Genomic DNA, 22,706 nt, shown 5'->3' on the forward strand with positions numbered 1-22,706 from the left:
GGCCGGGCGCCGGTCAGGCGCGGCCGACGTCCAGGAAGGACAGGCCGGTGGTGGGCAGCGGCTCGAAGCCGGGGAGCGCCTTCTCGTTCCAGGCCGTGGGCAGCTTGCGGTGGAGGATCGGGTAGAGCGGCACCTCGTCGGAGAGGAGGTCGGTGATCTGGCCCCACAGCTGCTTGCGGTCCGCCTCGTCGGCGGCCTGGGCGGCCTTGTCGAGGAGCTGCTTGACCTTCTTGTACTCGGCCGTCCTGGACCAGCCGTAGCGGTTCTCCGGCCAGAAGCCGTAGTAGAACCAGCGCAGCAGCAGGTCGACGTCGTTGCCGAAGACCGAGGGGTCGCCGGGGGCGACGAGGACCTCGAAGTCGCCCTTGTCGACCTTGGCGTACTGGGCGGCGGACTGGGCGATGCCGAGGGTGGCCTCGACGCCGGCGGCGGCCCAGCTCTCCTTGATCAGCGGGGCGATGTCCTTGACCCAGCCGGTGTCCACGGTCAGGACGGTGAACTTGAGGTTCTTGATCCCCGCTTCGGCGAGCAGCTGCTTCGCCTTGGCCACGTCGTGCGTGTAGACGGTGGCGGCCTTCTGGTAATCGGGGTGCGTCGCGGGGACGTAGCCCGTGGCGGCCGTCGCGTTGCCGACCATGGCGGTCTTGATGATCTTCTCGGTGTCCAGCGCGTAGTGCAGGGCCTGGCGGACCCGCTTGTCGGCGAACCGCTTGTCGGCGGTGTTGAACATCAGGAAGAGCAGGCCGAAGGACTGCACGGACTCGGTCTTCGCGGAGCCCGAGAGTCCCTTCACGTCGATGTACGGGACGTCCTCGATGGCCTGGACGCGGCCCGACTGCATGGCACTGACCCGGGCCGACTGGTCCGATATCAGGCGCCAGATCATCTGCTTGGCCTTGGCGGGGTGCGAGCCGTTGTACTTGTCGTACTTCTCGAAGACGATCTTGTCCTCGCGGGTCGCCGAGACGAACTTGTACGGGCCCGAGCCGACGGGCTTGGCGTCGAAGCCCTTGACGTCCGCCTCGACGATCTTCTTCGGCACGATCCGGGCCACCGCGATACGGGACGGGAAGAGCGCGAAGGGGTACTTGAGCTTGAACTCGACCGTGCCCGCGTCGACGGCCTTGACGGTGTCGATGAAGGGCACGAACTGCGCCATGAGCGAGGCGTTCTTCTCGTCCAGGATGCGTTCGAAGCTGAACACGACGTCGTCGGCGGTGACGGCCGATCCGTCGTGGAAGGTCGCGCCCTTGCGCAGCGTGGCGCGGTAGGTGGTGGCGTTGATCTTCTTCGGCATCTCGGTGGCGAGAGCGGGCCGTGCCACGAGCGTTGCCGGATCGAGATCCACCAGGCCCTCGAAGATGTGCATATTGGCGGCGTACGGGGTCGCGCCCGAGGTGATCATCGGGTCGAAGCCGGTCGACAGGGGGTAGGACAGACCGGCCTCGATGAGGTCGCTGCCGCTGCCCTTGTCCGTCGAGCCATTGGCGGTCGAGGACGGTCCGCCGCACGCGGACAGGCCTGCCGTGATGGCGGCCGCGGCGCCGACGGCACTGGTGTAACGCAGGAAGGTGCGGCGCTCGACACCGGCTGATCTCAGCTCGGGCACGGGTCCTCCAGGGACTTGAGGTGGGGCGTTGCGGACGGGAACAGGGGGCTGGCGCAGGTTCACGGGGGCCGCGGAACCTGAAGCGTCAGACGTCAGATGTCTGATGCCTTGATAGCGTGGGAACGTAGCTTGACAATCGAGAGGGGTCAAGAGGTGGGGAGTTCACATATGTCCGGAACGAGGCCCGGCCGGCAGCTGCTCCGGCAGGAAGTCGTCGACGGCATCAAGCGGTACATCCTTGAGGAAAGGCTCCGTCCCGGGGACCCGCTGCCCACCGAGCCCGCCCTGTGCGAGGCGCTCGGAGCCAGCCGTTCCAGCGTCCGCGAGGCGGTCAAGATCCTCAACGCGCTGGACATCGTGGAGGTCCGCCACGGCCACGGCACCTACGTCGGCCGGCTGAGCCTGTCCGCGCTGGTGGAGAGCCTGACCTTCCGGGGCCTGCTCTCCCCCGACGACGACTTCCAGGTGATGGCCGACCTGGTCGACGTACGCGAACTCTTCGAGCGCGGAATGGCCGACCGGATCGTCTCGCGGCTCAGCGCCGAGCAGCTGGACGCGCTGGACGCCCTGGTGGCCACGATGCGCGAGACGGGCGCCCAGGAGGGCCACGGCTTCGTCGACGCCGACCGCGCCTTCCACGCCCTGCTCGTCGCCCCGCTGGGCAATGAGCTGATCGGTCAGCTCTCGATGGCCTTCTGGGACGTGTACTCGATCGTCGCACCGCACCTGGACGGTTTCACGCAGGCCGACGAGACCGAGACGATCACCGCCCACCAGAACATCGTGGACGCCGCACGGGCCGGTGACATCGCCGGGTTCCTCAAGGCGCTCGGCGAGCACTACGCGCCCGTGCGCCGCCGGATCTCCGAGGCCCGCGCCCGCCGCTGAGCCGCCGGCCGGCTCCTCTCACGGCCGGCGCGCCCACGGACGGACCCTGGAACGACCCTTGACGGCCGCCGCAGGCGGTGCCTAGGGTCCGTGTGCCGAGAGGACATCTGACGTCAGCTGTCTGATGTCCGGTGCGCGACTCGCACGTGGCACTTCCCACCGCGCCCCCAGGAGGGCACCCCCATGCCGTTGACGGACCTCTCGCTCGCCGACTGCCGCGACTACCTGCCGCCGCTGCCCGTTCCGGCGGACTTCGACGCCTTCTGGCTCCGGACGCTGGCGGAGGCCCGCTCCCGCGCGACGGAGAAGCCGGTGTTCACCGAGGTGGAGACCGGGCTCACCCAGGTCCGCACCTACGACGTGACCGTCCCCGGCTTCGCCGGGCAGCCGGTGCGCGGCTGGCTGCGGATGCCGGCCGGAGCCACCGAACCGCTCGGCTGCGTGGTGGAGTTCCTGGGGTACGGCCGCGGCCGGGGCCTGGCGCACGAGAACCTGCTGTGGGCCTCGGCCGGCTACGCGCACCTGCTGATGGACACCCGCGGCCAGGGCTGGTCGGCGGCCGGCGGGGCCACCCCCGACCCGGACGGCGGCGCCTCGGGAGTGGTGCCCGGCTTCCTGACCCGGGGCATCGAGAGCCCCGAAACGTACTACTACCGGCGGCTGTTCGCCGACGCGGTGCGCTGCGTGGACGCGGCGCGCGAGCACCCGGAGATCGACCCGGACCGCATCGTGGTGACCGGGGTCAGCCAGGGCGGCGGCATCACTCTGGCCGTCGCCGGACTCGTGCCGGGGCTCGCCGGGGTGATGCCGGACGTGCCGTTCCTGTGCAACATCCCCCGGGGCGCCCGGATCACGGGCCGCCCGCCGTACACCGAGATCGCCGAATACCTCAAGCTGCACCGGGACCGCACCGATTCGGTCTTCGCCACCCTCTCGTACTTCGACGCCGCGCTGCTCGCCACCCGGGCGACGGCCCCCGCCCTGTTCTCCATCGCGATGATGGACGACATCTGCCCGCCCTCCACGTGCTTCACCGCCTACAACGGCTACGCCGGCCCCAAGGACGTACGGGTCTACGAGTTCAACGGGCACGAGGGCGGCGCCGAACACCAGCAGCGGGAACAACTGGTCTGGGTGGCCTCGCTGTTCGCGGGCACGGCCACGGCCTGACGGATACGCCGTGCCGCCGGCCGTGTGCGCGCGCACCTCTTGACGGCCACCCCGGGCGCTGCCTAGGGTCCGTTTGCCGGTAGGACATCTGACGTCATCCGTCAGATCACTTGGCTGTTCCGCTCGCTCCAGCGGGCCGGCGGAGCACCTCCATGCCGTTGCCGGACCTCTCGCTCGCCGACCCCCGCGACCGCCTGCCACCCGGGCAGACCGGCCACTCCCGACCGGAGGCACCATCCGTGCGCAGACGATCCATGCTTTTCGCCGCGGGCGCGGCAGCGCTGAGCACCCAGCTCGGCGGCCGCGCCTTCGCCGCTGCCACGGGCAGCGGTCCGATCCTGGACCACACCACCCCGGTGGACCTGGACGGCAGCGAGTACGTCGACCTGTCGAACCGGGCCGCCGTACTCGCCCCGCTCACCGCGGGGACCATCGTCGTCACCTTCCGCACCACCAGCCACAACCAGGCGATGACGCTCATCAGCGCGTCGGACCCGACCGCCCCTTCGTCCAACATCACGCTCAACCTGAACGGGGGCGCCCTTCAGTTCTCCGTACGCGAGAACGGCGCCGTCCTCGTGAATGTCATGACCCGGACACGGTATGACGACGGGGAACTCCACACCGTCGCCGTCACCGTCGACCCCTCGGGCACCCGCCTGCACGCCGGTGGCCGTACGGTCTTCGAGACGGCCGCGCACCCCTTCTTCGGCAGCGTCTCGAAGCTCACCGCCCTGTCACTGGGCCGCAACACCGACAGCGACCACCCCGGCGGCGAGTGGTTCTGCACCGCCACGATCGAGCGGGCCGCGGTCTGGGACCGGGTGCTGAGCGAGAGCGAACTCGTCGCGCAGTGCCCGCGCCCCGACCTCGCCGACCTGGGCCGGCTCTCCGTCGTCCTCAACAGCAACACCCCGGCCACCTGGGTCATCACCGGCGACAGCATCACGCACGGCGCGCTGCACACCAACGGCCGGCGAAGCTACCCCGAGCACTGGACCGAGCGGGTCCGCTGGGAGCTGGGCAAGCCGAAGAACCGGGACTTCGTGATCGACTCCGGGGTGAGCGGCGCGACCAGCGCCGAACTCGTCGCGCAGTTCGCCCAGCGGGTCACCGCGTTCTCGCCGCACGTGGTCTCGATCATGATCGGCACCAACGACATCGCCACCCCGGGCCTCGGCCCGGACACCTACCGGTCCAACCTCGTCTCGCTGGTGCGCTCGGTGCGCGCCCTGCCCGGCTCACCCGTGCCGGTGCTCCAGGCCCCCAACCCCGTCGACCCGGCGAAGTGGCCGGGGCGGGTGGAACTCTCGGGGTACGCACGGGTGATGGGCGAGGTCGCGGCCCAGGAGAACACGGTCTTCGTCGACCACTACAACGACTGGCTGACCGGCAACGGCGGCCAGGTCCCCCTGTCCCTGCTCAGCGACGGGCTCCACCCCAACGAGCGGGGCCACCACCGCATCGTCCTGAAGATGATCAGGGCGCTGCGGATCTTCGAGGCGGACAGCCGGGTCTGCTCCCTGGACATCCCCTAGCCCGGCAGCCGCGAGTCCCCCCAGCAATCTCCCACCCTTCGAGAAGCAGCAACCTTCCGAGAAGAGAGATCGTCCATGCAGCGAACCGTCCCAGTCGCACTGATCGGCGCCACCCTGATGGTGGTCGCCGCGACCGGTACCGCGCAGGCCGCCACGCCCGCCCCCGGCACGCTCACGTCCCAGGACCTGACCGTCGACGGAGTCGGCTCCCCCCACTACCGCATCCCCGCCCTGACCACGTCGAACAAGGGCACCCTGCTCGCCGCGTACGACGCCCGCCCCACCCTGGGCGACCTGCCGTCCCACATCAGTGTCGTGCTGCGGCGCAGCACCGACGGCGGCACCACCTGGCAGGAGCAGAAGGTCGTCCGCTCGGACGCCGCACCCAAGGGCTTCGGCGACCCGAGTCTGCTGGTCGACCGCACCACCGGCCGCATCTTCCTGTTCTACGCGGCCGGCGAGAACCAGGGCTTCTTCGGCTCGGCCACCGGCAACGACGAGAGCGACCCGGACGTCCTCCAGGCCGACTACAGCTACTCCGACGACGACGGGGTCACCTGGACCCACCGCCGCATCACCAAGCAGATCAAGAACCCGGCCTGGGGCGGCATGTTCGCCGCGTCGGGCGAGGGCATCCAGCTGCGCAACGGGCCGTACAAGGGCCGGCTGATCCAGCAGTACGCCATCCGCGACAACGGGGCCAACTACGCGGTCAGCGCGTACAGCGACGACCACGGCGAGACCTGGAAGACGGGCACCCCGGTCGGTCCGGGCGGCGACGAGAACAAGACCGTCGAGCTGAACGACGGCAGGATCATGCTCAACAACCGCTCGGCGCCCTACCGGACGATCGCGTACTCCTCGGACGGCGGGGTCACCTACACCCCGTTCGTCCAGGACACCCAGCTCCCCGACCCGGCGAACAACGCCTCGGTCATCCGTTACGCCCCCGACGCGGCGTCCTCCGACCCGCAGTCCTCCTGGCTGCTGTTCAGCAACACCGAGGCCACGTCGCGGAAGAACCTCACGGTCAAGATGTCCTGCGACAACGGGAAGACCTGGCCGATCAAGAAGGTGGTCGACTCCGGCGCGGCGGCCTACTCGACGCTGACCCGGCTCCCGGACGGCCGACTCGGCCTGCTGTACGAGCGGGGCAACGCCGAGCACATCACGTACGACTCCTTCGACCTGAAGTGGCTCGGCGGGACCTGCGCCGACATCACGATCACCCCGCCGGCCACCCTGAAGGCCGGCACCACCACGGAGGTCACCGTCCGGGTCGTGAACCGGATGGACGTCACCCGCGGCGCGGGCACCCTCGACCTGACCGTGCCGAGCGGCTGGACGACCCGGCAGGTGGCGTTCCCGGCGACGCGTCCCGGCGAGGGCGCCAACATCAAGGTGCCGGTCACGATCCCGGCCGGCGCCTCCGGTGACGCGACGCTGACCGCGACCTTCCGGTCGGACGGCAAGGCGGCGTCGGGCAGCAGGACGGTGACCCTCACGCCGTAACCGCGGGGGCGGTGCGCGCCGCGACGCCGTCCGCCTCCGCCGGCCGGCCGGGTGCTCAGGCGGGCAGCGCGCCCGTCAGCGTGGCCATGTCCACGACCCGGTCGGCCGCCTCGGCCACCACCGGGTCGTGGGTGGCGACGACGGCGACGCAGCGGTCCTCGCGGGTGCGCGCGGCCAGCAGCTCGGCCAGCTCGCCGGCCTGGGACCGGTCGACGGCCGCGGTCGGCTCGTCCACGAGCAGCAGCCGGGGCGACAGGAAGAGCGCGCGGGCCAGGGCGACGCGCTGGCGTTCGCCGCCCGACAGCTGCTCGGGGCGGTGGCGCAGCCGGTGCCCGAGACCGACCGCGTCCAGCGCCTCCTCGGCCCGCGACCGGTATCCGCGGGGGCGCCGGCCGCTGATGTACGCGGCGGCCAGGAGCTGTTCGACCGCGGGAAGCCCGGAGAGCAGGTTGCCGCTCTGGAACATGTAGCCGATGCTCTCGCGGCGCACCCGGGCGCGCCCGGCGTCCGTGAGGGCCGCGAGGTCCTCGCCCCCCAGCAGGACCCGGCCGGCCCCGGGCCGCAGCAGGGCGCCCGCCACGGCCAGGAGCGAGGACTTGCCGGAGCCGGACGGGCCCACGAGGGCCGTCATCACGCCCGGTTCGAAGGTGAGGCCGAGGCCGTCGAAGACGGTGGTACGGGTGTCGCCCCGCCCGAAGGCGACGGTGACGCCGTCCAGTTCGAGGGGCCCGGGTCGCGTCGGCTCGTTCATCGGTTGGCTCCCAGCATGGTCAGCGGGTCGGCGGAGGTGACCCGCCGCAGGGTCAGTGCGGTGCCGGCGAGCCCCACGGCCGCGACGGTGCACATGGTGGTGACGAGGGTGGCGGCGGGAAGGCTGAACGGCACCTGCTCCCCCACGAGGAGCCCGACCGCCGCGGCGAGGACGGCGCCCCCGGCGGTGCCGGCCACCACGACCAGGGCCGCCTGGACGACGGTGTGGGCGAGCAGCCGCCTGCGGGAGGCCCCGAGGGCGCGGAGCAGGGCGAGTTCGGGGCCGCGCTGCACGGTCCACACGGCGAAGAAGGCGCCGACGACGAGCGGGGCGATCAGGTAGAGGAAGACCTGGATCGAACTCATGGTGACGCGTTCGCCGGTATAGCCGGGGGCCGCCTCGTACGCCTCCTCCTTGGTGAGCGTGGTGGTGGAGTGGCGCTCGTCCAGGTCCGCCGCCGGTGTGTGGGCCGGTGAGCGCAGGGCGAGGGCGCTGAACTGGTCGGGGACGGCGGTGGCGGCGGGTGCGCCGGGGGTGCTGAACCGGATGCGCTGCCAGGTCTTCAGCGGGACGTAGGCGGCGGGCACATGGCCGTAGCTGAGGCGTCCGGTGGCCCCGACGACGCGCAGTTCGATGCCGAGCCGGTCGATGACGAGGGTGTCGCCCACGGCCACTCCGTCGTCGGCGAGGGCGGCGGAGATCACGACTGTGCCGGCGTCGGCCGCGGTGAGGCGGCTGCCGCTGGTGACGTCGGGGCTGAGGAAGCCGGCGGGCTGCACGCCGAAGGCGGCGAGGTCGACCTCGGTGCCCCGGTCGGTCGTGCCGCGGGTGATCGAGACGCCCAGGGGCGTGGCTTCGGTGCCCGCGTCCTCGCGCCAGGCGTCGGCCGTCTTCGTGTCGAGGAGGCTGCGGGCGAACTGGTCGGACCGGGCGTCGGACGAGAAGACGAGGTGCGAGGCGGGCAGGCCGCGCAGGGCGGAGACGGTGTCGTCGCCGAGGCCGGTGGTGAAACCGGAGACGATGCCGACGAGTGCGGCGACGAGCACCACGACGGATCCCATGAGCGCGAAGCGCCCTCGGGCGGCACGCAGCTCCAGCAGAGCGAGGAACACGGCGGTTCCCTTCGTGGAAGGTTTTAGGGACGGTGCGTCGCTAACTTAGACGATGGGGACGCCGCGTCCCCAAGTGGGGGGCCCTGGGGGACGAAGGGGCTTCTAGACTGGGCGGATGCCCCGGATCAGCGCCGCCACGGTCGCCGAGCACCACGCCCAGCAACGGCTGGCTCTGGTGCGGGCGGCGCGCGAGCTGCTGGAGGGCGGCGACGCCGACGCGGTGACGTTCGCGGCGGTGGCCCGGTCCACCGGCCTGGCGCGCAACAGCGTCTACAAGTACTTCCCCGGCCGGCCCGAGCTCCTCGCGGCCGTCGTCGAGGACGCGATGCCCCGCTGGACCGACGCGATCCGGGCGGGCATGGCGGCGGCGCACACGCCCCGGGAGCGGATCGCCGCCCATGTGTCCGCGCAGCTGGAGCTGGTGCGGACCGGTGAGCACCGGATCGCGCAGGCGCTGGCCGGGGTGCGCGACGCGAACCTGGTCCGGGAGAGCGCCGGCCGGGCCCACGCGGAGCTGCTGACCCCGCTGATCGGCGCGCTCACCGAGCTGGGCGAGGACGATCCGCGCCGCACGGCGGTCCTGCTCCAGGGCATCGTGAACGCCGCCACGACGGCGATCGAGGCGGGCGACGACTACGCGGCGGTGTCCGGGCGCGCGGTCCGGATGGCGGTCACGGCGGTCACGGGCGCCCCCGCCTGACGCCGCCCGCTCTCAGCCGGCGTTCAGCCGGTCCCGGATGCCGTCGAAGTGGGTGCGCATCGCCCGTACCGCGCGTTCACCGTCGGCCGACGCGACCGCCTCCACGATCTCCCGGTGCTGGGAGCAGGTGACCCAGGGGTCCTGGTGGCCGTCGTCGAAGTCCTCGCGCACCCGGTCCATCGCCGCCCAGAACGCGTCGAGCACCTCGCTGAGCAGGTGGTTGTCGAGCGAGGCGTAAAGGGCGAGGTGGAAGGCCCGGTCCGTGGCGCGTGCCACCCGTCCGCCGCCCGCTTCCGCCTCCATCTTCTCGACGAGCCCGCGCAGCACGTCGATGTCCTCGCCCGGGACGCCGGCCGCGACGGTCCCGACGAGCCCGGCCTCCAGCGCCTCGCGCACCCTCATCAGCTCGGCGAGGCCCGGCTCGCCCTGGCGGTGGCGGACGGCCGCGCGGAAGGCCAGCCCCTCGGCGAACGGCGACAGGGAGAGCGAGCCGACGAAGGTCCCGTAACCCCGGCGGATCTCCACGACATTGACCGCCTGGAGCGACTTCAGGGCCTCCCGCACGGAGACCCGGCCGGCCTCGAAGAGGTCCATCAGCTCGGCCTCGGTGGGCAGGGCGTCGCCCGGTGCGAGGCGGCGCTCCAGGATGAGTTCCTTGATCCTTCGCTCGATGTCCTGAGCCATGGTGGGCCGCGCCACAACGTCCTCCCGAGGTGCCTTTGCCCCTTGACCGGTCGCAGGAGCATCTGATTAAGGTGAAGCAGACATAGGACATCTTACGTCTCACGTCTCGATCCGGGTAGCCGTTCGGTCCCGGACCGGCATCCCGATCAGCTGGAGCCTTCCACCATGTCTCTGACCGCACCGCTGCGCGGCGTCGTCCCACCGGTCTGCACCCCGCTCGACCCCCGGGGGGAGGTCGACACCGCGTCCCTCGTCCGGCTCGTCGAGCACCTCATCGGCGGCGGCGTGCACGGGCTGTTCGCGCTCGGCTCCACCAGCGAGGTCGCCTACCTCACCGACGAGCAGCGTGCCACGGTCCTGGAGACCGTCGTCAACGCCACCGACGGCCGCGTCCCGGTCCTGGCCGGGGTCATCGACACCACCACCGCCCGGGTCGCCGAGCACGCCAGGGCCGCCGCCGCGCTCGGCGCCGACGCCCTGGTCGCGACCGCGCCGTTCTACACCCGCACCCACCCCAAGGAGATCGCCGCCCACTTCCGCCGGCTGCGCGCCGATGTGGACCTGCCGCTGTTCGCGTACGACCTCCCGGTCTCCGTGCAGAGCAAGCTCTCGGCGGCCCTGGTCCGTGAGCTGGCCGAGGACGGCACGCTGGCCGGGCTCAAGGACAGCAGCGGCGACGAGGGCGGGCTGCGCAGGCTCGTGGTGGAGCTCGGCGGCCGCGAGGGGCGCGCGCACGGACCGGTCCCGGAGTTCAGCATCCTCACCGGTTCCGAACTGACCGTGGACGCGGCCCTGCTGGCCGGCGCCGACGGGGTCGTCCCCGGTCTCGGCAACGTGGACCCGGCCGGTTACGTACGGCTCTACGACGCCGCGCGCGCCGGGGACTGGACGCCGGCCGCCAAGGAGCAGGAGCGGCTGATCGAGCTGTTCGCGATGGTCGACGCCGGCCCCGAGGCGGACATGGGCCGCAGCTCGTCGGCGCTCGGCTCGTTCAAGGCGGCGCTCCAGCTGCTCGGCGTCATCGCGTGCGGCGACACCGCCTTCCCGCAGATCCAGCTGTCCGCCCAGTCCGTCGCGCTCGTCGCCCGACGGCTGCGCGACGCCGGTCTGCCGCCGGTCCGATGACGCGTCCGGCACCGGGCCCCGTCGTCGGCCTCGACCTGGGCGGTACGAAGATCGCCGCCGCGCTGTTCGGCGCGGACGGCGCGGTCCTGGCCCGGCACAGCAGGCCCACCCCGGCCCAGGAGGGCGCCGACGCGGTGCTCGACGCGCTGGCGGCGGCCGCCGCCGAGGTCGACCCGGGCCGCCGCGCCGCCGTGCTCGGCATCGCGGCGGCCGGGGTGATCGACCCCCGCAGCGGCATGGTCACCAGCGCCACGGACTCGCTCCGCGGCTGGGCCGGCACCGCGCTGGGCGCCGGCCTGGCCGACCGCACGGGCTACGCGGTGGCCTGCGACAACGACGTACGCGCCACCGCGGGCCCCGAGCTCGACGCGCTGCGCGCCGAGGGCAACGAGCACGCCTCCCTGCTGTTCGCGGCCATCGGCACCGGCGTCGGCGGCGCCCTCGCGTCCGACGGACGGATGCTGCACGGCGCCTCCGGCATCGCCGGGCACCTCGGCCACCTGCCGAGCCCGGAGGCGGCCCAGCTGCCCTGCACCTGCGGGGCCACCGGCCATCTGGAGGTCATCGCGTCCGGGCCGGGCATCGCCGCCCACTACGCCCGGCTGGCCGGTGCCCCCGTGGACCGGCTGGAGACCGTCGCCGCCCGCGCCGCCGAAGGCGACGCCGACGCCGTCACCGCCATCACCACGGGCGCGGCGGCCGCGGGCCACGTCCTCGGCGGGCTCGCCAACGCGCTCGGCCCCGACCGGGTCGTCGTCGGCGGCGGCGTCCCGCGCATCGGCGCGCTGTACGAGGACGCCCTGCGCGCCGCCTTCGCCGCCGAGCTGATGGGGCCGCTGCGCGGGCTCGTACCGCGCGCCCCGCTGTTCGGCCACGACGCGGCCGTGCTCGGCGCCGCCGCCCTCACCACCACCCTTCCCCTCCACCACCCGGGAGCTCTCCGATGAGCGCACAGGAACTGGCCACCACTCTCCAGGGCAAGCTGATCGTGTCCTGCCAGGCGCCCCCCGGCGACCCGATGCGGGAGACCTCCACGCTGGTGCGGCTCGCGCGGTCGGCCGTCGCCGGCGGCGGCGCGGCGATCCGCGCCAACGAGCCGGAGGTCGTCGCCGCGATCGTCGCCGCCGTCGACCTGCCGGTCATCGGCCTGTGGAAGGACGGCGACGTCGGGGTCTACATCACCCCGACCGTCCGGCACGCCCTGGCGGTCGCCGAGGCCGGTGCTGCGGTGGTCGCCGCCGACGCCACCGACCGGCCGCGCCCCGACGGTTCGACCTTCGCCGAGCTGGTCGAGGCGGTCCACGCGGCCGGCGCCCTCGTCATGGCCGACGTCTCCACCCTCGCCGAAGGCGTCACCGCCGCCGGGCTGGGCGCGGACTTCGTCTCCACGACCCTGTCCGGCTACGTCCCGGGGCAGCCGAAGCAGACCGGCCCCGACCTCGACCTGGTCGCCCGGCTCGCCGCCGCCATCGACGTACCCGTCGTCGCCGAGGGCCGCCTCAACACCCCCGAGGACGCGGCCGAGGCTCTGGCGCGCGGAGCGCACAGCGTCGTCGTCGGCACGGCCATCACCGCCCCCACGGCCCTGACCAGCCGCTTCGTCGCGGGTATCGCCCGGCCCTGATCTGCCCCCACCCAGCGGGGCGGCTGTTCAACGACGAACGCCGTCCCGCATCCTGGAGTCACCGTGCACACCACACCCCCCACGCTCCCCTGGTACCGCCAGGTGAGCCGCACCCAGTGGAAGTCGTTCTTCGCCGCCTGGATCGGCTACGTCCTGGACGGCTTCGACTTCGTGCTGATCACCCTCGTCCTGACCGAGATCAGTGACGACTTCGGGCTGAGCACGGTGCAGGCCGCCAGTCTGGTCTCCGGCGCGTTCATCACCCGCTGGCTCGGCGGTGCCGTGCTCGGTGCCCTCGGCGACCGCTACGGCCGCAAGCTGTCGATGGTGGTGAGCATCCTGCTGTACTCGCTGGGCACCTTCGCCTGCGGGTTCGCGTGGAACTACCACAGCCTGTTCGCCGCCCGGCTGGCCATCGGCATGGGCATGGCCGGTGAGTACAGCGCCAGCTCCACGTACGTCATGGAGAGCTGGCCGCCCGCGCTGCGCAACCGGGCCAGCGGCTTTCTGATCTCCGGCTTCTCGGTGGGTTCGGTGCTCGCGGCCCAGGTCTACGACTGGGTGGTGCCCTCGCTCGGCTGGCGCTGGATGTTCTACCTCGGCCTGATCCCGATAGCGGTCGCGCTGTGGATGCGGCGGGCGCTGCCGGAGGCGGAGGAGTGGACGGAGTCCGTCGCGGACGAGGGCGCGAAGCCCAACCCGTTCCGCCCGCTGTTCCTGACCCCGCGCCGGGCCACCGCCAACACGGTCCTGGTGGCCGTCGCCACGCTCTCGCTGTTCCTCGTCTTCACCCCGGGCGGCTCCGGCATGGTCCCGATGCTCTCGGTGGTCGCCGCGCTCTCGCTCGCCGCACTGGCCGTGCAGCTGGGCGGCAGGCGCGGCTGGGTGCTGTACCTGTCGATGATCGTGACGCTGTTCTTCGCGTTCCTGTACTCCTGGCCGATCCAGGCCCTGCTGCCGACATACCTGAAGACGGAGCTGGGCTACACGACGGGGCAGGTCACCGACGTCCTGTACTTCGCGGGCTTCGGCACCATGGCCGGGTGCTGGACGGCGGGCTTCCTCGGCGACCGGATCGGTACGAAGAAGGCGTACGCGCTGACACTGCTGGCCTCGCTCGCCTTCGTCTACCCGGTCTTCGCGGTGGAGAACAACCTGCTGCTGCTCGGCGTCCTGCTCTTCCTGCTCCAGGCGACGAGTTTCGGCATCTCCGGCCTGCTCCCCCGCTACATCGGCGGCCACTTCCCGACCCGCAGCCGGGGCGCCGCGCTCGGCTTCACGTACAACGTGGGTGCTCTCGGCGGGGCCGTCGCCCCGGTCCTCGGGGCGCATCTGGCCTCCGGCATGGACCTGGGCCGGGCCCTGGCGGTGCTGACGTTCGCCGGCACGGTGATCGTGGTCCTGCTGGTCGGCTTCGACGTACCGGCCCGGCTGAACCGGCTGGCCGACCCGGACGCCCGGGACGATCACCTGGCGGCGGGTCCGGCGCCGGACGGGCCGGTCGCCGCCGTGGAGCGGTAGGGCCGGCCGGTGCGTGCGCCGCCGGGGCCGTGCGCCCCGGCGGCGTCCGCGGGTCTCAGGCCGCGACGCGCTCGAAGACCGCGGCGAGGCCCTGGCCGCCGCCGATGCACATGGTCTCCAGGCCGTAGCGCGCCTCGCGGCGGTGCAGTTCCCGGGTGAGGGTGGCGAGGATGCGGGCTCCGGTGGCGCCGACGGGGTGGCCGAGCGAGACACCGGAGCCGTTCACGTTGATCCGCTCCTCGTGGTCCTTCTCCCCGAGGCCCAGCTCCCGGGTGCAGGCCAGCACCTGGGCGGCGAACGCCTCGTTCAGCTCGATCAGGTCGAGGTCGGCCGGCGTGAGGCCGGCCCGGCCGAGCGCGGCGTGGGTGGCGGGGACCGGGCCGAGGCCCATGGTGGCGGCGGGCACCCCGGCCCTGGCGAAGGAGACCAGCCGCACCAGCGGGACGAGGCCGAGCCGTTCGGCGGTGGCGGCGCTCGTCACCAGGCAGGCGGCCGCCGCGTCGTTCTGGCCGCTGGCGTTGCCCGCGGTGACGGTGGCCTCCGGGTCGGACTTCAGCATGACCGGGCGGAGCGCGGCGAGCTGTTCGGCGGTGGTGTCGGGGCGGGGGTGCTCGTCCGCGGTGACCACCGTCTCGGCCTTCCTGGTCTTCACCGTGACCGGGACGATCTCGGCCTCGTACCGGCCCTCGGCGGCCGCCCGGCCGGCCCGCCGCTGCGAGCGCAGGGCCAGCGCGTCCTGGTCGGCGCGGCTGATGCCGTACGCCCGGCGCAGGTTCTCGGCGGTCTCGATCATGCCGCCGGGTACGGGATGGTGGATGCCGCCCGCGGTGACCCGGCCCCGGGCGAGCGCGTCGTGGAGCTGGAGGCCGGGGCCCTTGATGCCCCAGCGCCCGTCGTGCGTGTAGTAGGGGGCCGCGCTCATCACGTCGACGCCGCCCGCGATGACGACCTCGCTGAATCCGGCGCGGATCTGCATGGCCGCGTCCAGGACCGCCTGGAGCCCGGAGCCGCAGCGGCGGTCGGTCTGGATGCCGGTGACCGTCTGCGGGAGCCCGGCGTCCAGGGCGGCGACCCGGCCGATGGCGGGGGCTTCGGCCGAGGGGTAGGAGTGGCCGAGGATCACCTCGTCCACCCGGTCGGGGTCGATGCCGGTGCGGGCGACGACCTCGGCGATGACACGGGCGGCGAGGGCGGCCGGCTTCTCCCCGGCGAACACCCCGCCGAAACGGCCGATGGGGGTGCGCAGGGGTTCGCAGATCACGACATCGAGGGGGTCGGGCACGGCGGGGCCTTCCGGGGTGTGGGGCAGGGGACAAGGGTGTGATCCGACCCTCGCACCCGGTGACTGAGTCGGTCCAATATCCAGTTCCCCCTGATTCAAGACGCGTCGGGTCTCAATGGGGTCGGCAGGGCGCTCTCCGCGACGGCGAGCACGGCGCGCAGGGCGGCCGAGGGGTTGTCCGCCCGCCAGGCCAGCGCCGCCTGCCTTCTGATGGGTGGCCCGGCCAGCGGCCGGTAGACGAGGCCGTTCTGCTGGATGTGCTGGACGGAGGTGACGGTCAGCGTCACCCCGACGCCCGCCGCGACCAGCGCCAGGATGGTGTACGAGTCGGGCGCCTCCTGCACCACCCTCGGGTGGAACCCGGCGGCCTCACAGGCCTCCACCATCGCGTCGCGCACGGTGGAGCCGCTGTTCGCGGGGAACGAGACGAACGGCTCCCCGGCCAGCGCGTCGAGAGGGATCTCGGCGCTGGCGGCGAGCGGATGGTCGAAGGGCAGCGCACACACCAGGACCTCCTCGTCGATCACCCGGCAGACCACGCCGGGCTGGGTGACCGGAAGCCGTACGAAGCCCAGGTCCAGGGAGCCGTCCGCGACCCGGGCGAGCGCCACGTTGGCATAGGTCTGACCGGTCATGACCAGCTCGATCGCGGGGTGGGCGGCCCGCACCGCGCGGGTCAGCAGCGGCAGGGTCTCGTGGCTGGAGGCACCCGCGAAGCCGATGCCGACCCGCCCGTACTCGCCCCGCCCGGCGGCCCGCGCCGCCCGTACCGCTGTGTCCAGGTCGTCCAGCACGGTCCGCACCGGCTGGAGGAACGACTCCCCCGCGCTGGTGAGGCGCACCGAGCGGGTGTTGCGTTCGAACAGCTGGACGCCGAGTTCCTTCTCCAGCCGGCGGATCTGCTGGCTCAGCGGCGGCTGTGCCATCTGGAGCCGCTTCGCGGCCCTGCCGAAGTGCAGCTCCTCCGCCACGGCGAGGAACGCGGAGAGATGACGCAGCTCCACGCCGGTCCTTCCGGTCGGTCCGACGACGCCATTGATTCGTCCGGCGTCCTGATCCCACCTTAATTCGGTATTGGACAGCCCTCAATGACCGCTGGCACGGTGGGGCGGAGCCCGCCCGGACAAAGGAGCACCGTGGCCCGCAAGGACAAGACGATGGCGATGAGCGCGGCGGTGGCGGCGTACGTCCAGGACGGCGCCACCGTCTGCCTCGAAGGCTTCACCCATCTCATCCCGGTCGCCGCCGGGCACGAGATCATCCGCCAGGGCCGCCGGGACCTCACGGTCGTCCGGATGACCGCGGACATCGTGGTGGACCAGATGATCGCGGCGGGCTGTGTGACCCGGCTGGTCTCCTCGTTCGTGGGCAACTCCTCGGCCGGCTCGCTCGGTGAGCTGCGCCGCCGGGTGGAGCGCGCGGACCCGGAACCGCTGGCCTTCGAGGAGTACAGCCACTACGGGATGGTCTGCCGCTATCTCGCCGGGGCGCAGCGGCTGCCGTTCCACCCGCTGCGCAGTTACGGCGGCAGCGACCTGCCGTCCGTCAACAGCGCCCTGCGCAAGGTGACATCGCCGTACCCCGGCCCGGACGGCGAGCCCGAGCAGATCTACGTCGTACCGCCCGTCAACCCGGATGTGACGTTCATCCACGCCCAGCGCGCCGACCGGCGCGGCAACACCCAGATGTGGGGGCTGACCGGAGTGCAGGCCGAGGCGGTGTACGCGGCGGACCGGGCGGTCGTCGTCGTGGAGGAGATCGTGGACGACGAGGTGATCCGCTCGGACCCCAACCGCACCCTCGTCCCCGCCCACGCGGTCGACGCCGTCGTCCACTGCCCGCGCGGCGCCCACCCGTCGTTCGCGCAGGGCTACTACGACCGGGACAATGCCTTCTACCGGGCCTGGTCGCACATCAGCAAGGACCCCGGCCGGCTCCAGGACTGGCTGGACGAGTGGGTGCGCGGCACCGCCGACCACGCCGAGTACGTCGCGAAGCTCGGCGCCGAGCACTGGGCGGGGCTCGCCGTCGGTGAGGCGCTGAGCGCGCCCGTGAACTACGGGCGGCGGCTGTCATGACCGTCACCTCCTCCGAACTGCTCTCCGTCGTCGCCTCCCGGGAACTGGCCGCGCGCAGCACCGTGTTCGCCGGGATCGGGCTGCCGACGCTCGCCACCGAACTGGCCCGGCTGACGGTCGCCCCGGAGCTGGAGGTGGTGTACGAGTCCGGGGTGTGCGGCGCGCACCCCTCGCATCTGCCGGAGACCATCGCGGACGCGGTCCTGATCACGGGCGCCGAGGCGGTGATCCCGATGCCGATGCTCTTCGGTTCGGTGCTCCAGGGCGGCCATATCGACGTCGGTTTCCTGGGGGCCGCGCAGATCGACCGTCACGGCGATCTCAACACCTCGGTGATCGGGGACTGGGAGCGCCCGGACGTCCGGCTGCCCGGTTCGGGCGGCGGGGTCGAGGTGATGGCCAACTCCCGCGAGGTCTTCGTGGTGATGCGCCGCCACCACCCCCGCTCCTTCACCGCGGAGCTCGACTTCTGCACCACGCCGGGCCCGGACCGCGCCCTGGCCGACGGAATCCGCCCGCTGGGCTCGGGTGTCACCCGGGTCATCACGGAGCTGGGCATCCTGGCCCGCGAGGGTGCCGGCGACGAGCTGCAGCTGGTCGCCGTCCAGCCCGGCGTCACCGTCGAGCAGGTCAGGGCCGCGACCGGCTGGGACCTGCGGGTCGCCGGCACGGTGGAGGAGGTCGCGCCCCCGACCCGCGAGGAGCTGCGGCTGCTGCGCGAGGATGTCGACCCGGGCCGCGTGTACCTGCGCTGAGCCGCCACCGCCCCTATCGAGAGGACCATGACCCGCATGCGTATCAGGATCGTCGGCGCCGGAGCCATGGGCCGCGGCATCGCCCAGTGGGCGGCCTCGGCCGGACACACCGTGGAGCTGTGCGACGTACGCACCGAGGCGGTGACGGACGCGGTCGCCTTCGTGGGGTCCATGCTGGAGCGGGCCGTCGCCAAGGGCCGGATGGCCGCCGGGGACGCGGCGGCCGCGCTGGAGCGGCTGGTCCCGCTGGACGACCCGTGGGCGGCGGGCCCGGACGTCGGTCTGGTGATCGAGGCCGTGCGCGAGGACCTGGACACCAAGGCCGAGGTCTTCGGCCGCCTGGAGCGGGCGCTGCCCGCCTCCGCCGTCTTCGCGACCAACACCTCCTCGCTGTCCGTGACCCGGATCGCCGCCACGCTGAAGGACCCGGCACGCCTGGCCGGGCTGCACTTCTTCAACCCGGTGCCGCTGATGCGGATCGTGGAGGTGGTGCCCGGCGCCGCCACCCGGCCGGACATCCCGCCGCTGCTGACCTCGCTCGTGAAGAGCTGCGGCCACCGCGCGGTGACCGTCGCCGACACCCCCGGCTTCCTCGTCAACCACGCCGGGCGCGGGCTGGTGACGGAGGCGCTGGCCCTGCTGGAGGAGACCGTCGGCGAGCCGGCGGACATCGACCGGATCGCCCGGGACGTGCTGGGGCTGCGGATGGGCCCGTTCGAGCTGATGGACCTCACCGGGCTCGATGTGACCGCCGCCGTCATCGACTCGATCTGGACGGGCTTCCGCCACGAGGACCGGTTGCGGCCCTCCTTCCTGACCCCGAACCGGGTGGTGGCCGGCCTGCACGGCCGCAAGACCGGGCGCGGCTGGTACGCGTACGGCCCCGAGGCCACCGGCCCCGCGCCCGAGCCGCCGGTCACCGGGGACGCGGACCGCCCGGTGCACGTGTTCGCCCCGGACCCCGCGCAGGAGGCCGACGCCGCCGCGCTCCGCGAGGCGCTGGCCGCGGCGGGCGCGACGGTCGGGAGCGGGGCGCGGCCCGCCGGCGACGCGCTGGTCCTGGTCCCGGTCTGGGGCACCACGGTCGCTTCGGCGGTGGCCGCGCACGGGCTGCCCGCCGCCCGCACCTTCGGCGTGGACCCGCTGCCGGCGGCCGGACGGCGCCGGGTGCTCGCGGTGACCCCGGCGGCTGACCCGGCGGCGGCCGGGGACGCCCGCGCGGTGCTGGCCCGGCCGGCGGACGGCGGCGAGCCGTTCGCGGTGTCGGTGGTCCGGGACACGGCGGGGTCGGTCGCGCAGCGGCTGCTCGCCTCGATCGTGTCGGTCGCGGCGTCCATCGCGGAGCGCGCCCTCGCCGCCCCGGCCGACATCGACGTGGCGGTGACGACCGGGCTCGGCTATCCGGTGGGCCCGCTGGCCTGGGGCGAGCGGGTCGGGGCGGCCCGCGTGCTCCGGCTGCACCGGGCGCTGCACGCCACGACCGGCGACCCGCGCCACCGCCCCACCCGCTGGGTCACCGAACGCGCCGCGCTGGGCCTGGCGCTGACGGACCCGGGCACCTCGCCCGCGGACGTGGACCGCGTTCCCCGCGACGGGGCATGACCGATTCGTTCAAGACCGTGGGCCGGGGCCCGGCCTACGGTCGGGGCATGACTCCACGACTCGACGCGATCGGCATCACCACCGCCGATCTGCCCGCATCGCTCGCCTTCTACCGCCGTCTCGGCCTCGGCGTCCCGGCCGGCGCGGAATCCGCGCCCCATGTCGAGGTGACCCTGCCGGGCGGCGGGCGCCTGCTGTGGGACACCGAGGACACCGTCCGCTCGTTCGACCCCGACTGGTCCCCGCCGTCCGGCGGGGACCGGATCGGGCTCGCCTTCCTGTGCGACAGCCCGGCGGAGGTGGACGCGGTCTACGCGGACCTGACCGGCGCCGGATACCGGGGGCACCTGAAGCCGTGGGACGCCGTGTGGGGGCAGCGGTACGCCGTCGTCCTCGACCCGGACGGCTGCGCGGTCTCGCTGTTCGCCGCCGCCAGCTGAACCCCCGGCTCCTCAGGCGCGGCCGAAGTAGGCGGTCAGGGTGGTGCCGGCCAGGTCGCGCATGTCCCGGGCGAGGTGCGCCTGGTCGGCACAGCCCGCCGCGAGCGCCGCGTCCGCGTACGGCAGCCCGGAGCGCACGAGGGCCAGCGCCCGCTGGAGCCGCAGCACCCGGGCCAGCGTCTTGGGCCCGTAGCCGAAGGCGGCCAGGGAGCGGCGGTGCAGCTGGCGGGCGCCGAGTCCGGCGGTCCTGGCCGCATCGGCGACGGTGGCTCCGGCCTCCAGCCGTGCGGCGACGGAGCGCATCACCGGGTCGGGCGGCGCGGTACCGGCCGCCCGGTCCAGGGCGATGTCCTCCAGGGCCGTGGCCGGGTCGTCCGCCTCGGCGACCCGCTCGGTGAGTTCGCGGACCGGGGCGCCGGGCCACAGGGCGGCCAGCGGGACCCGGCGGTCGCGCAGTTCGTGGGCGGGCACGCCCAGCAGGGCGGGCGCGGTGCCGGGGGCGAAGCGGACGCCCGCCCAGGCGCCCCCGGTCTCCGCGGGCGGCTCGGCGTGGGTGTCCGGTCCCGCGACGAGCAGCCGGTCGCCGCTCCAGAGCAGGTCCATGCAGCCGTCGGGCAGCACCGGATGGGCCGTGCCGGGCGGCACGGTCACGGTCCACACCTTCGCGCCGTCCAGTCGCGACGCGCGCTCTTCGTAGCTGACGCCCATGGCACTAGTCTCGTGCACGGACACGACCACGTGCGTAATCGGCTACCCGGGGGCGGTCATGGCGTCACTGATGGAGTTCACCACGGACAGCGGGGCGACGGTGACGGTGGAGGTCGACCGTCACGCGCCCGGTGCGCAGTTGGTGGCGCGCGACGGGCATCACGCCCTGGCGCGGGCCGGGCGCACCTTCGACAGCGCGCTTGAGGGCATCAGGTCGGCCGCCGAGTCGGCGCTCAACGTGTTCCGGGACGGGGCGCTGAAGCCGGACGGGGTGGAGCTGGAGTTCGGCGTGAAGATCACCTCGGAGGCCGGAGCGGTGATCGCGAAGAGCGCCCTGGAGGGACATCTGACGGTGAAGCTGTCCTGGTCGCCGGGGGCGCGGGACAGGCCCTAGCCGCCGGGGCCCGCCGCCGGCCGAGCCTCACTCGTCGTGGGGGTGCGGCTTGTCCGCGTCCTTGTCGCGGCCGGGCTGGAGCCGGGACTTCACGTCGTCCGGCGGCAGGAACCGCGACCAGCGCTCGGGGAACTCGGACGGCATGTACGGGCTGTCGCCCACATCGCCCTCCTCGTCGTCCTCGTCGTCGTCCTCGTCGTAGTCCTGCGGTCCGCCGTGCCAGCTCTCCGCCTGGGTGCGGGCCACGAACTCGGCGGCCTGGGCGGCGCGCACCCGGTCGTTCGCGGCGCGGGCGGCGGCCGTCGCGACCGAGGGCCAGACCCGGTCGATGGCCGCGTTCACCGCGGCGCCCACCAGCACCGCGAACGCGGAGACGCCGATCCACAGCAGCACGGCGATGGGGGCGGCGAGCGATCCGTAGATCGTGGGGCCCTCGACCGTACTGGTGAGGTAGATCCGCAGCAGGAAGCTGCCGACCACCCACATCGCGAGCGCCACCAGGGCGCCCGGCATGTCCTCGATCCACGGCGAACGCACCGGCACGGACACGTGGTAGAGGGTGGTGAGGAAGGCGACCGACAGCAGTATCACCAGGGGCCAGTACAGGACGGCGATGACCTCGGTGCCCCACGGTATGAGCTCGACGACCCGGTCGGGACCGACCACGAGCAGCGGCAGGACCACCGCGCCGAGCAGCAGCGCCACCACGTACAGCAGGAAGGCGAGCATCCGGGTCTTGACGATGCCGCGCTGGCCGTCGAGCCCGTACATCACGGTGATCGTGTCGATGAAGACGTTGACCGCGCGGGAGCCGGACCACAGGGCGATGGCGAAGCCGATGGAGATGACGTCCGGCCGGGCGCCGGTGGTGACGTCCGACAGGAGCGGTTTGGCGAAGTCGTTGACGCCGCGCTCGGAGAGCATGGTGTGCGCGGCGCTGAGGATGTTGCGCTCGATGGAGGCGACCGTGGTGGTGCTGGTCCACTCGTCGACGTAGCCCAGCAGGCCGATCAGGCCGAGGAGCAGCGGGGGCAGGGACAGCAGGGTGAAGAACGCCGCCTCGGCGGCGAGTCCCAGGATGCGGTACTCCATGCACGAGTTGACCGTGTCCTTGAGCAACTGCCAGGCGAGCTGCCGCTTGGATACGTTGCGGTAGAGCACTCGGGCCCGGTGGAGCCGGCCCGGTGGCCGCTCGGGTGTTTCGTTTGCTGCC

The 22,706-nt window shown here is 73.0% G+C and carries 22 protein-coding genes; 14 read left to right on the forward strand and 8 right to left on the reverse strand.

Annotated elements, in window-relative coordinates:
* Window positions 1-13 precede the first annotated feature (13 nt).
* Window positions 14-1,609 carry an ABC transporter substrate-binding protein gene (locus B082_RS0126035; RefSeq protein WP_018554733.1) on the reverse strand — a complete coding sequence of 532 codons (1,596 nt, stop codon included), beginning with the start codon at window positions 1,607-1,609 and terminating at the stop codon, window positions 14-16.
* A 168-nt stretch (window positions 1,610-1,777) separates the two neighbouring features.
* Between B082_RS0126035 and B082_RS0126040 the strand changes: the two genes are divergently transcribed.
* The 4 genes from B082_RS0126040 to B082_RS0126055 all read left to right on the forward strand — a co-directional run bounded on the left by B082_RS0126040 (window position 1,778) and on the right by B082_RS0126055 (window position 6,717).
* The gene (locus B082_RS0126040; protein ID WP_018554734.1) at window positions 1,778-2,497 is read left to right on the forward strand and encodes a FadR/GntR family transcriptional regulator; all 720 of its coding nucleotides are present in this window, start codon (window positions 1,778-1,780) and stop codon (window positions 2,495-2,497) included.
* 183 nt (window positions 2,498-2,680) lie between these two features.
* The gene (locus B082_RS0126045; RefSeq protein ID WP_018554735.1) at window positions 2,681-3,667 is read left to right on the forward strand and encodes an acetylxylan esterase; all 987 of its coding nucleotides are present in this window, start codon (window positions 2,681-2,683) and stop codon (window positions 3,665-3,667) included.
* Window positions 3,668-3,819: 152 nt separating this feature from the next.
* Window positions 3,820-5,205, forward strand: a complete 1,386-nt coding sequence (locus tag B082_RS38270; RefSeq protein WP_234018236.1) for a GDSL-type esterase/lipase family protein — start codon at window positions 3,820-3,822, stop codon at window positions 5,203-5,205.
* 75 nt (window positions 5,206-5,280) lie between these two features.
* Window positions 5,281-6,717 (forward strand): sialidase family protein, encoded by a 1,437-nt coding sequence (locus tag B082_RS0126055; protein WP_018554737.1) that lies wholly within the window; start codon window positions 5,281-5,283, stop codon window positions 6,715-6,717.
* 55 nt (window positions 6,718-6,772) lie between these two features.
* Here B082_RS0126055 and B082_RS0126060 read toward each other — a convergent pair whose 3' ends face one another.
* Both B082_RS0126060 and B082_RS0126065 read right to left on the reverse strand, forming a co-directional pair.
* A complete protein-coding gene (locus tag B082_RS0126060) occupies window positions 6,773-7,468 on the reverse strand; it encodes an ABC transporter ATP-binding protein (RefSeq protein WP_018554738.1) in 696 nt (231 codons plus the stop codon).
* Window positions 7,465-8,580 carry an ABC transporter permease gene (locus B082_RS0126065; protein WP_018554739.1) on the reverse strand — a complete coding sequence of 372 codons (1,116 nt, stop codon included), beginning with the start codon at window positions 8,578-8,580 and terminating at the stop codon, window positions 7,465-7,467. Before B082_RS0126065 ends, B082_RS0126060 begins: the two co-directional genes overlap by 4 nt.
* Window positions 8,581-8,695: 115 nt before the next feature.
* On the opposite strand from B082_RS0126065, the gene B082_RS0126070 reads away from it, so the two are divergent.
* A complete protein-coding gene (locus B082_RS0126070) occupies window positions 8,696-9,280 on the forward strand; it encodes a TetR/AcrR family transcriptional regulator (RefSeq protein WP_018554740.1) in 585 nt (194 codons plus the stop codon).
* Between the two features lie 12 nt (window positions 9,281-9,292).
* Here the strand turns inward: B082_RS0126070 and B082_RS0126075 are convergent, their stop codons facing one another.
* The gene (locus B082_RS0126075; protein ID WP_018554741.1) at window positions 9,293-9,979 is read right to left on the reverse strand and encodes a FadR/GntR family transcriptional regulator; all 687 of its coding nucleotides are present in this window, start codon (window positions 9,977-9,979) and stop codon (window positions 9,293-9,295) included.
* 150 nt (window positions 9,980-10,129) lie between these two features.
* Between B082_RS0126075 and B082_RS0126080 the strand changes: the two genes are divergently transcribed.
* The 4 genes from B082_RS0126080 to B082_RS0126095 all read left to right on the forward strand — a co-directional run bounded on the left by B082_RS0126080 (window position 10,130) and on the right by B082_RS0126095 (window position 14,234).
* Window positions 10,130-11,089, forward strand: coding sequence for a dihydrodipicolinate synthase family protein (locus B082_RS0126080; protein WP_018554742.1), 960 nt, complete (start codon window positions 10,130-10,132; stop codon window positions 11,087-11,089).
* A complete protein-coding gene (locus B082_RS0126085) occupies window positions 11,086-12,036 on the forward strand; it encodes an ROK family protein (protein WP_018554743.1) in 951 nt (316 codons plus the stop codon). Before B082_RS0126080 ends, B082_RS0126085 begins: the two co-directional genes overlap by 4 nt.
* On the forward strand, window positions 12,033-12,713 hold the full coding sequence (locus tag B082_RS0126090) for an N-acetylmannosamine-6-phosphate 2-epimerase (RefSeq protein WP_018554744.1): 681 nt from the start codon (window positions 12,033-12,035) through the stop codon (window positions 12,711-12,713). Before B082_RS0126085 ends, B082_RS0126090 begins: the two co-directional genes overlap by 4 nt.
* Before the next feature lie 63 nt (window positions 12,714-12,776).
* Entirely contained in the window at window positions 12,777-14,234 is a 1,458-nt protein-coding gene (locus B082_RS0126095) for a sialate:H+ symport family MFS transporter (RefSeq protein WP_018554745.1), read from the forward strand.
* A gap of 55 nt (window positions 14,235-14,289) precedes the next feature.
* Here B082_RS0126095 and B082_RS0126100 read toward each other — a convergent pair whose 3' ends face one another.
* Together B082_RS0126100 and B082_RS0126105 are read right to left on the reverse strand one after the other, a co-directional pair.
* On the reverse strand, window positions 14,290-15,516 hold the full coding sequence (locus B082_RS0126100; protein ID WP_018554746.1) for an acetyl-CoA C-acetyltransferase: 1,227 nt from the start codon (window positions 15,514-15,516) through the stop codon (window positions 14,290-14,292).
* A 95-nt stretch (window positions 15,517-15,611) separates the two neighbouring features.
* Window positions 15,612-16,520 carry a LysR family transcriptional regulator gene (locus tag B082_RS0126105; RefSeq protein WP_018554747.1) on the reverse strand — a complete coding sequence of 303 codons (909 nt, stop codon included), beginning with the start codon at window positions 16,518-16,520 and terminating at the stop codon, window positions 15,612-15,614.
* 153 nt (window positions 16,521-16,673) lie between these two features.
* Between B082_RS0126105 and B082_RS0126110 the strand changes: the two genes are divergently transcribed.
* The 4 genes from B082_RS0126110 to B082_RS0126125 are packed head-to-tail and all read left to right on the forward strand — an operon-like array spanning window position 16,674 to window position 20,391.
* Entirely contained in the window at window positions 16,674-17,594 is a 921-nt protein-coding gene (locus B082_RS0126110) for a CoA transferase subunit A (RefSeq protein WP_051094694.1), read from the forward strand.
* Window positions 17,591-18,349, forward strand: a complete 759-nt coding sequence (locus B082_RS0126115) for a 3-oxoadipate--succinyl-CoA transferase subunit B (protein WP_018554749.1) — start codon at window positions 17,591-17,593, stop codon at window positions 18,347-18,349. Before B082_RS0126110 ends, B082_RS0126115 begins: the two co-directional genes overlap by 4 nt.
* A 36-nt stretch (window positions 18,350-18,385) precedes the next feature.
* Entirely contained in the window at window positions 18,386-19,951 is a 1,566-nt protein-coding gene (locus B082_RS0126120) for a 3-hydroxyacyl-CoA dehydrogenase (RefSeq protein ID WP_018554750.1), read from the forward strand.
* Window positions 19,948-20,391 (forward strand): VOC family protein, encoded by a 444-nt coding sequence (locus B082_RS0126125; RefSeq protein WP_018554751.1) that lies wholly within the window; start codon window positions 19,948-19,950, stop codon window positions 20,389-20,391. Before B082_RS0126120 ends, B082_RS0126125 begins: the two co-directional genes overlap by 4 nt.
* Window positions 20,392-20,403: 12 nt before the next feature.
* Here the strand turns inward: B082_RS0126125 and B082_RS0126130 are convergent, their stop codons facing one another.
* Complete coding sequence (locus B082_RS0126130; RefSeq protein WP_018554752.1) at window positions 20,404-21,099, reverse strand: helix-turn-helix domain-containing protein; 696 nt, start codon at window positions 21,097-21,099, stop codon at window positions 20,404-20,406.
* Window positions 21,100-21,157: 58 nt separating this feature from the next.
* Between B082_RS0126130 and B082_RS0126135 the strand changes: the two genes are divergently transcribed.
* Window positions 21,158-21,493 (forward strand): CU044_2847 family protein, encoded by a 336-nt coding sequence (locus tag B082_RS0126135; RefSeq protein ID WP_026250212.1) that lies wholly within the window; start codon window positions 21,158-21,160, stop codon window positions 21,491-21,493.
* Window positions 21,494-21,520: 27 nt separating this feature from the next.
* Here B082_RS0126135 and B082_RS0126140 read toward each other — a convergent pair whose 3' ends face one another.
* On the reverse strand, window positions 21,521-22,654 hold the full coding sequence (locus B082_RS0126140; RefSeq protein ID WP_018554754.1) for a YihY/virulence factor BrkB family protein: 1,134 nt from the start codon (window positions 22,652-22,654) through the stop codon (window positions 21,521-21,523).
* Between the last annotated feature and the right edge of the window lie 52 nt (window positions 22,655-22,706).

It is taken from the genome of Streptomyces sp. ATexAB-D23 (genome assembly GCF_000373645.1).
Classification (GTDB): domain Bacteria; phylum Actinomycetota; class Actinomycetes; order Streptomycetales; family Streptomycetaceae; genus Streptomyces; species Streptomyces castrisilvae.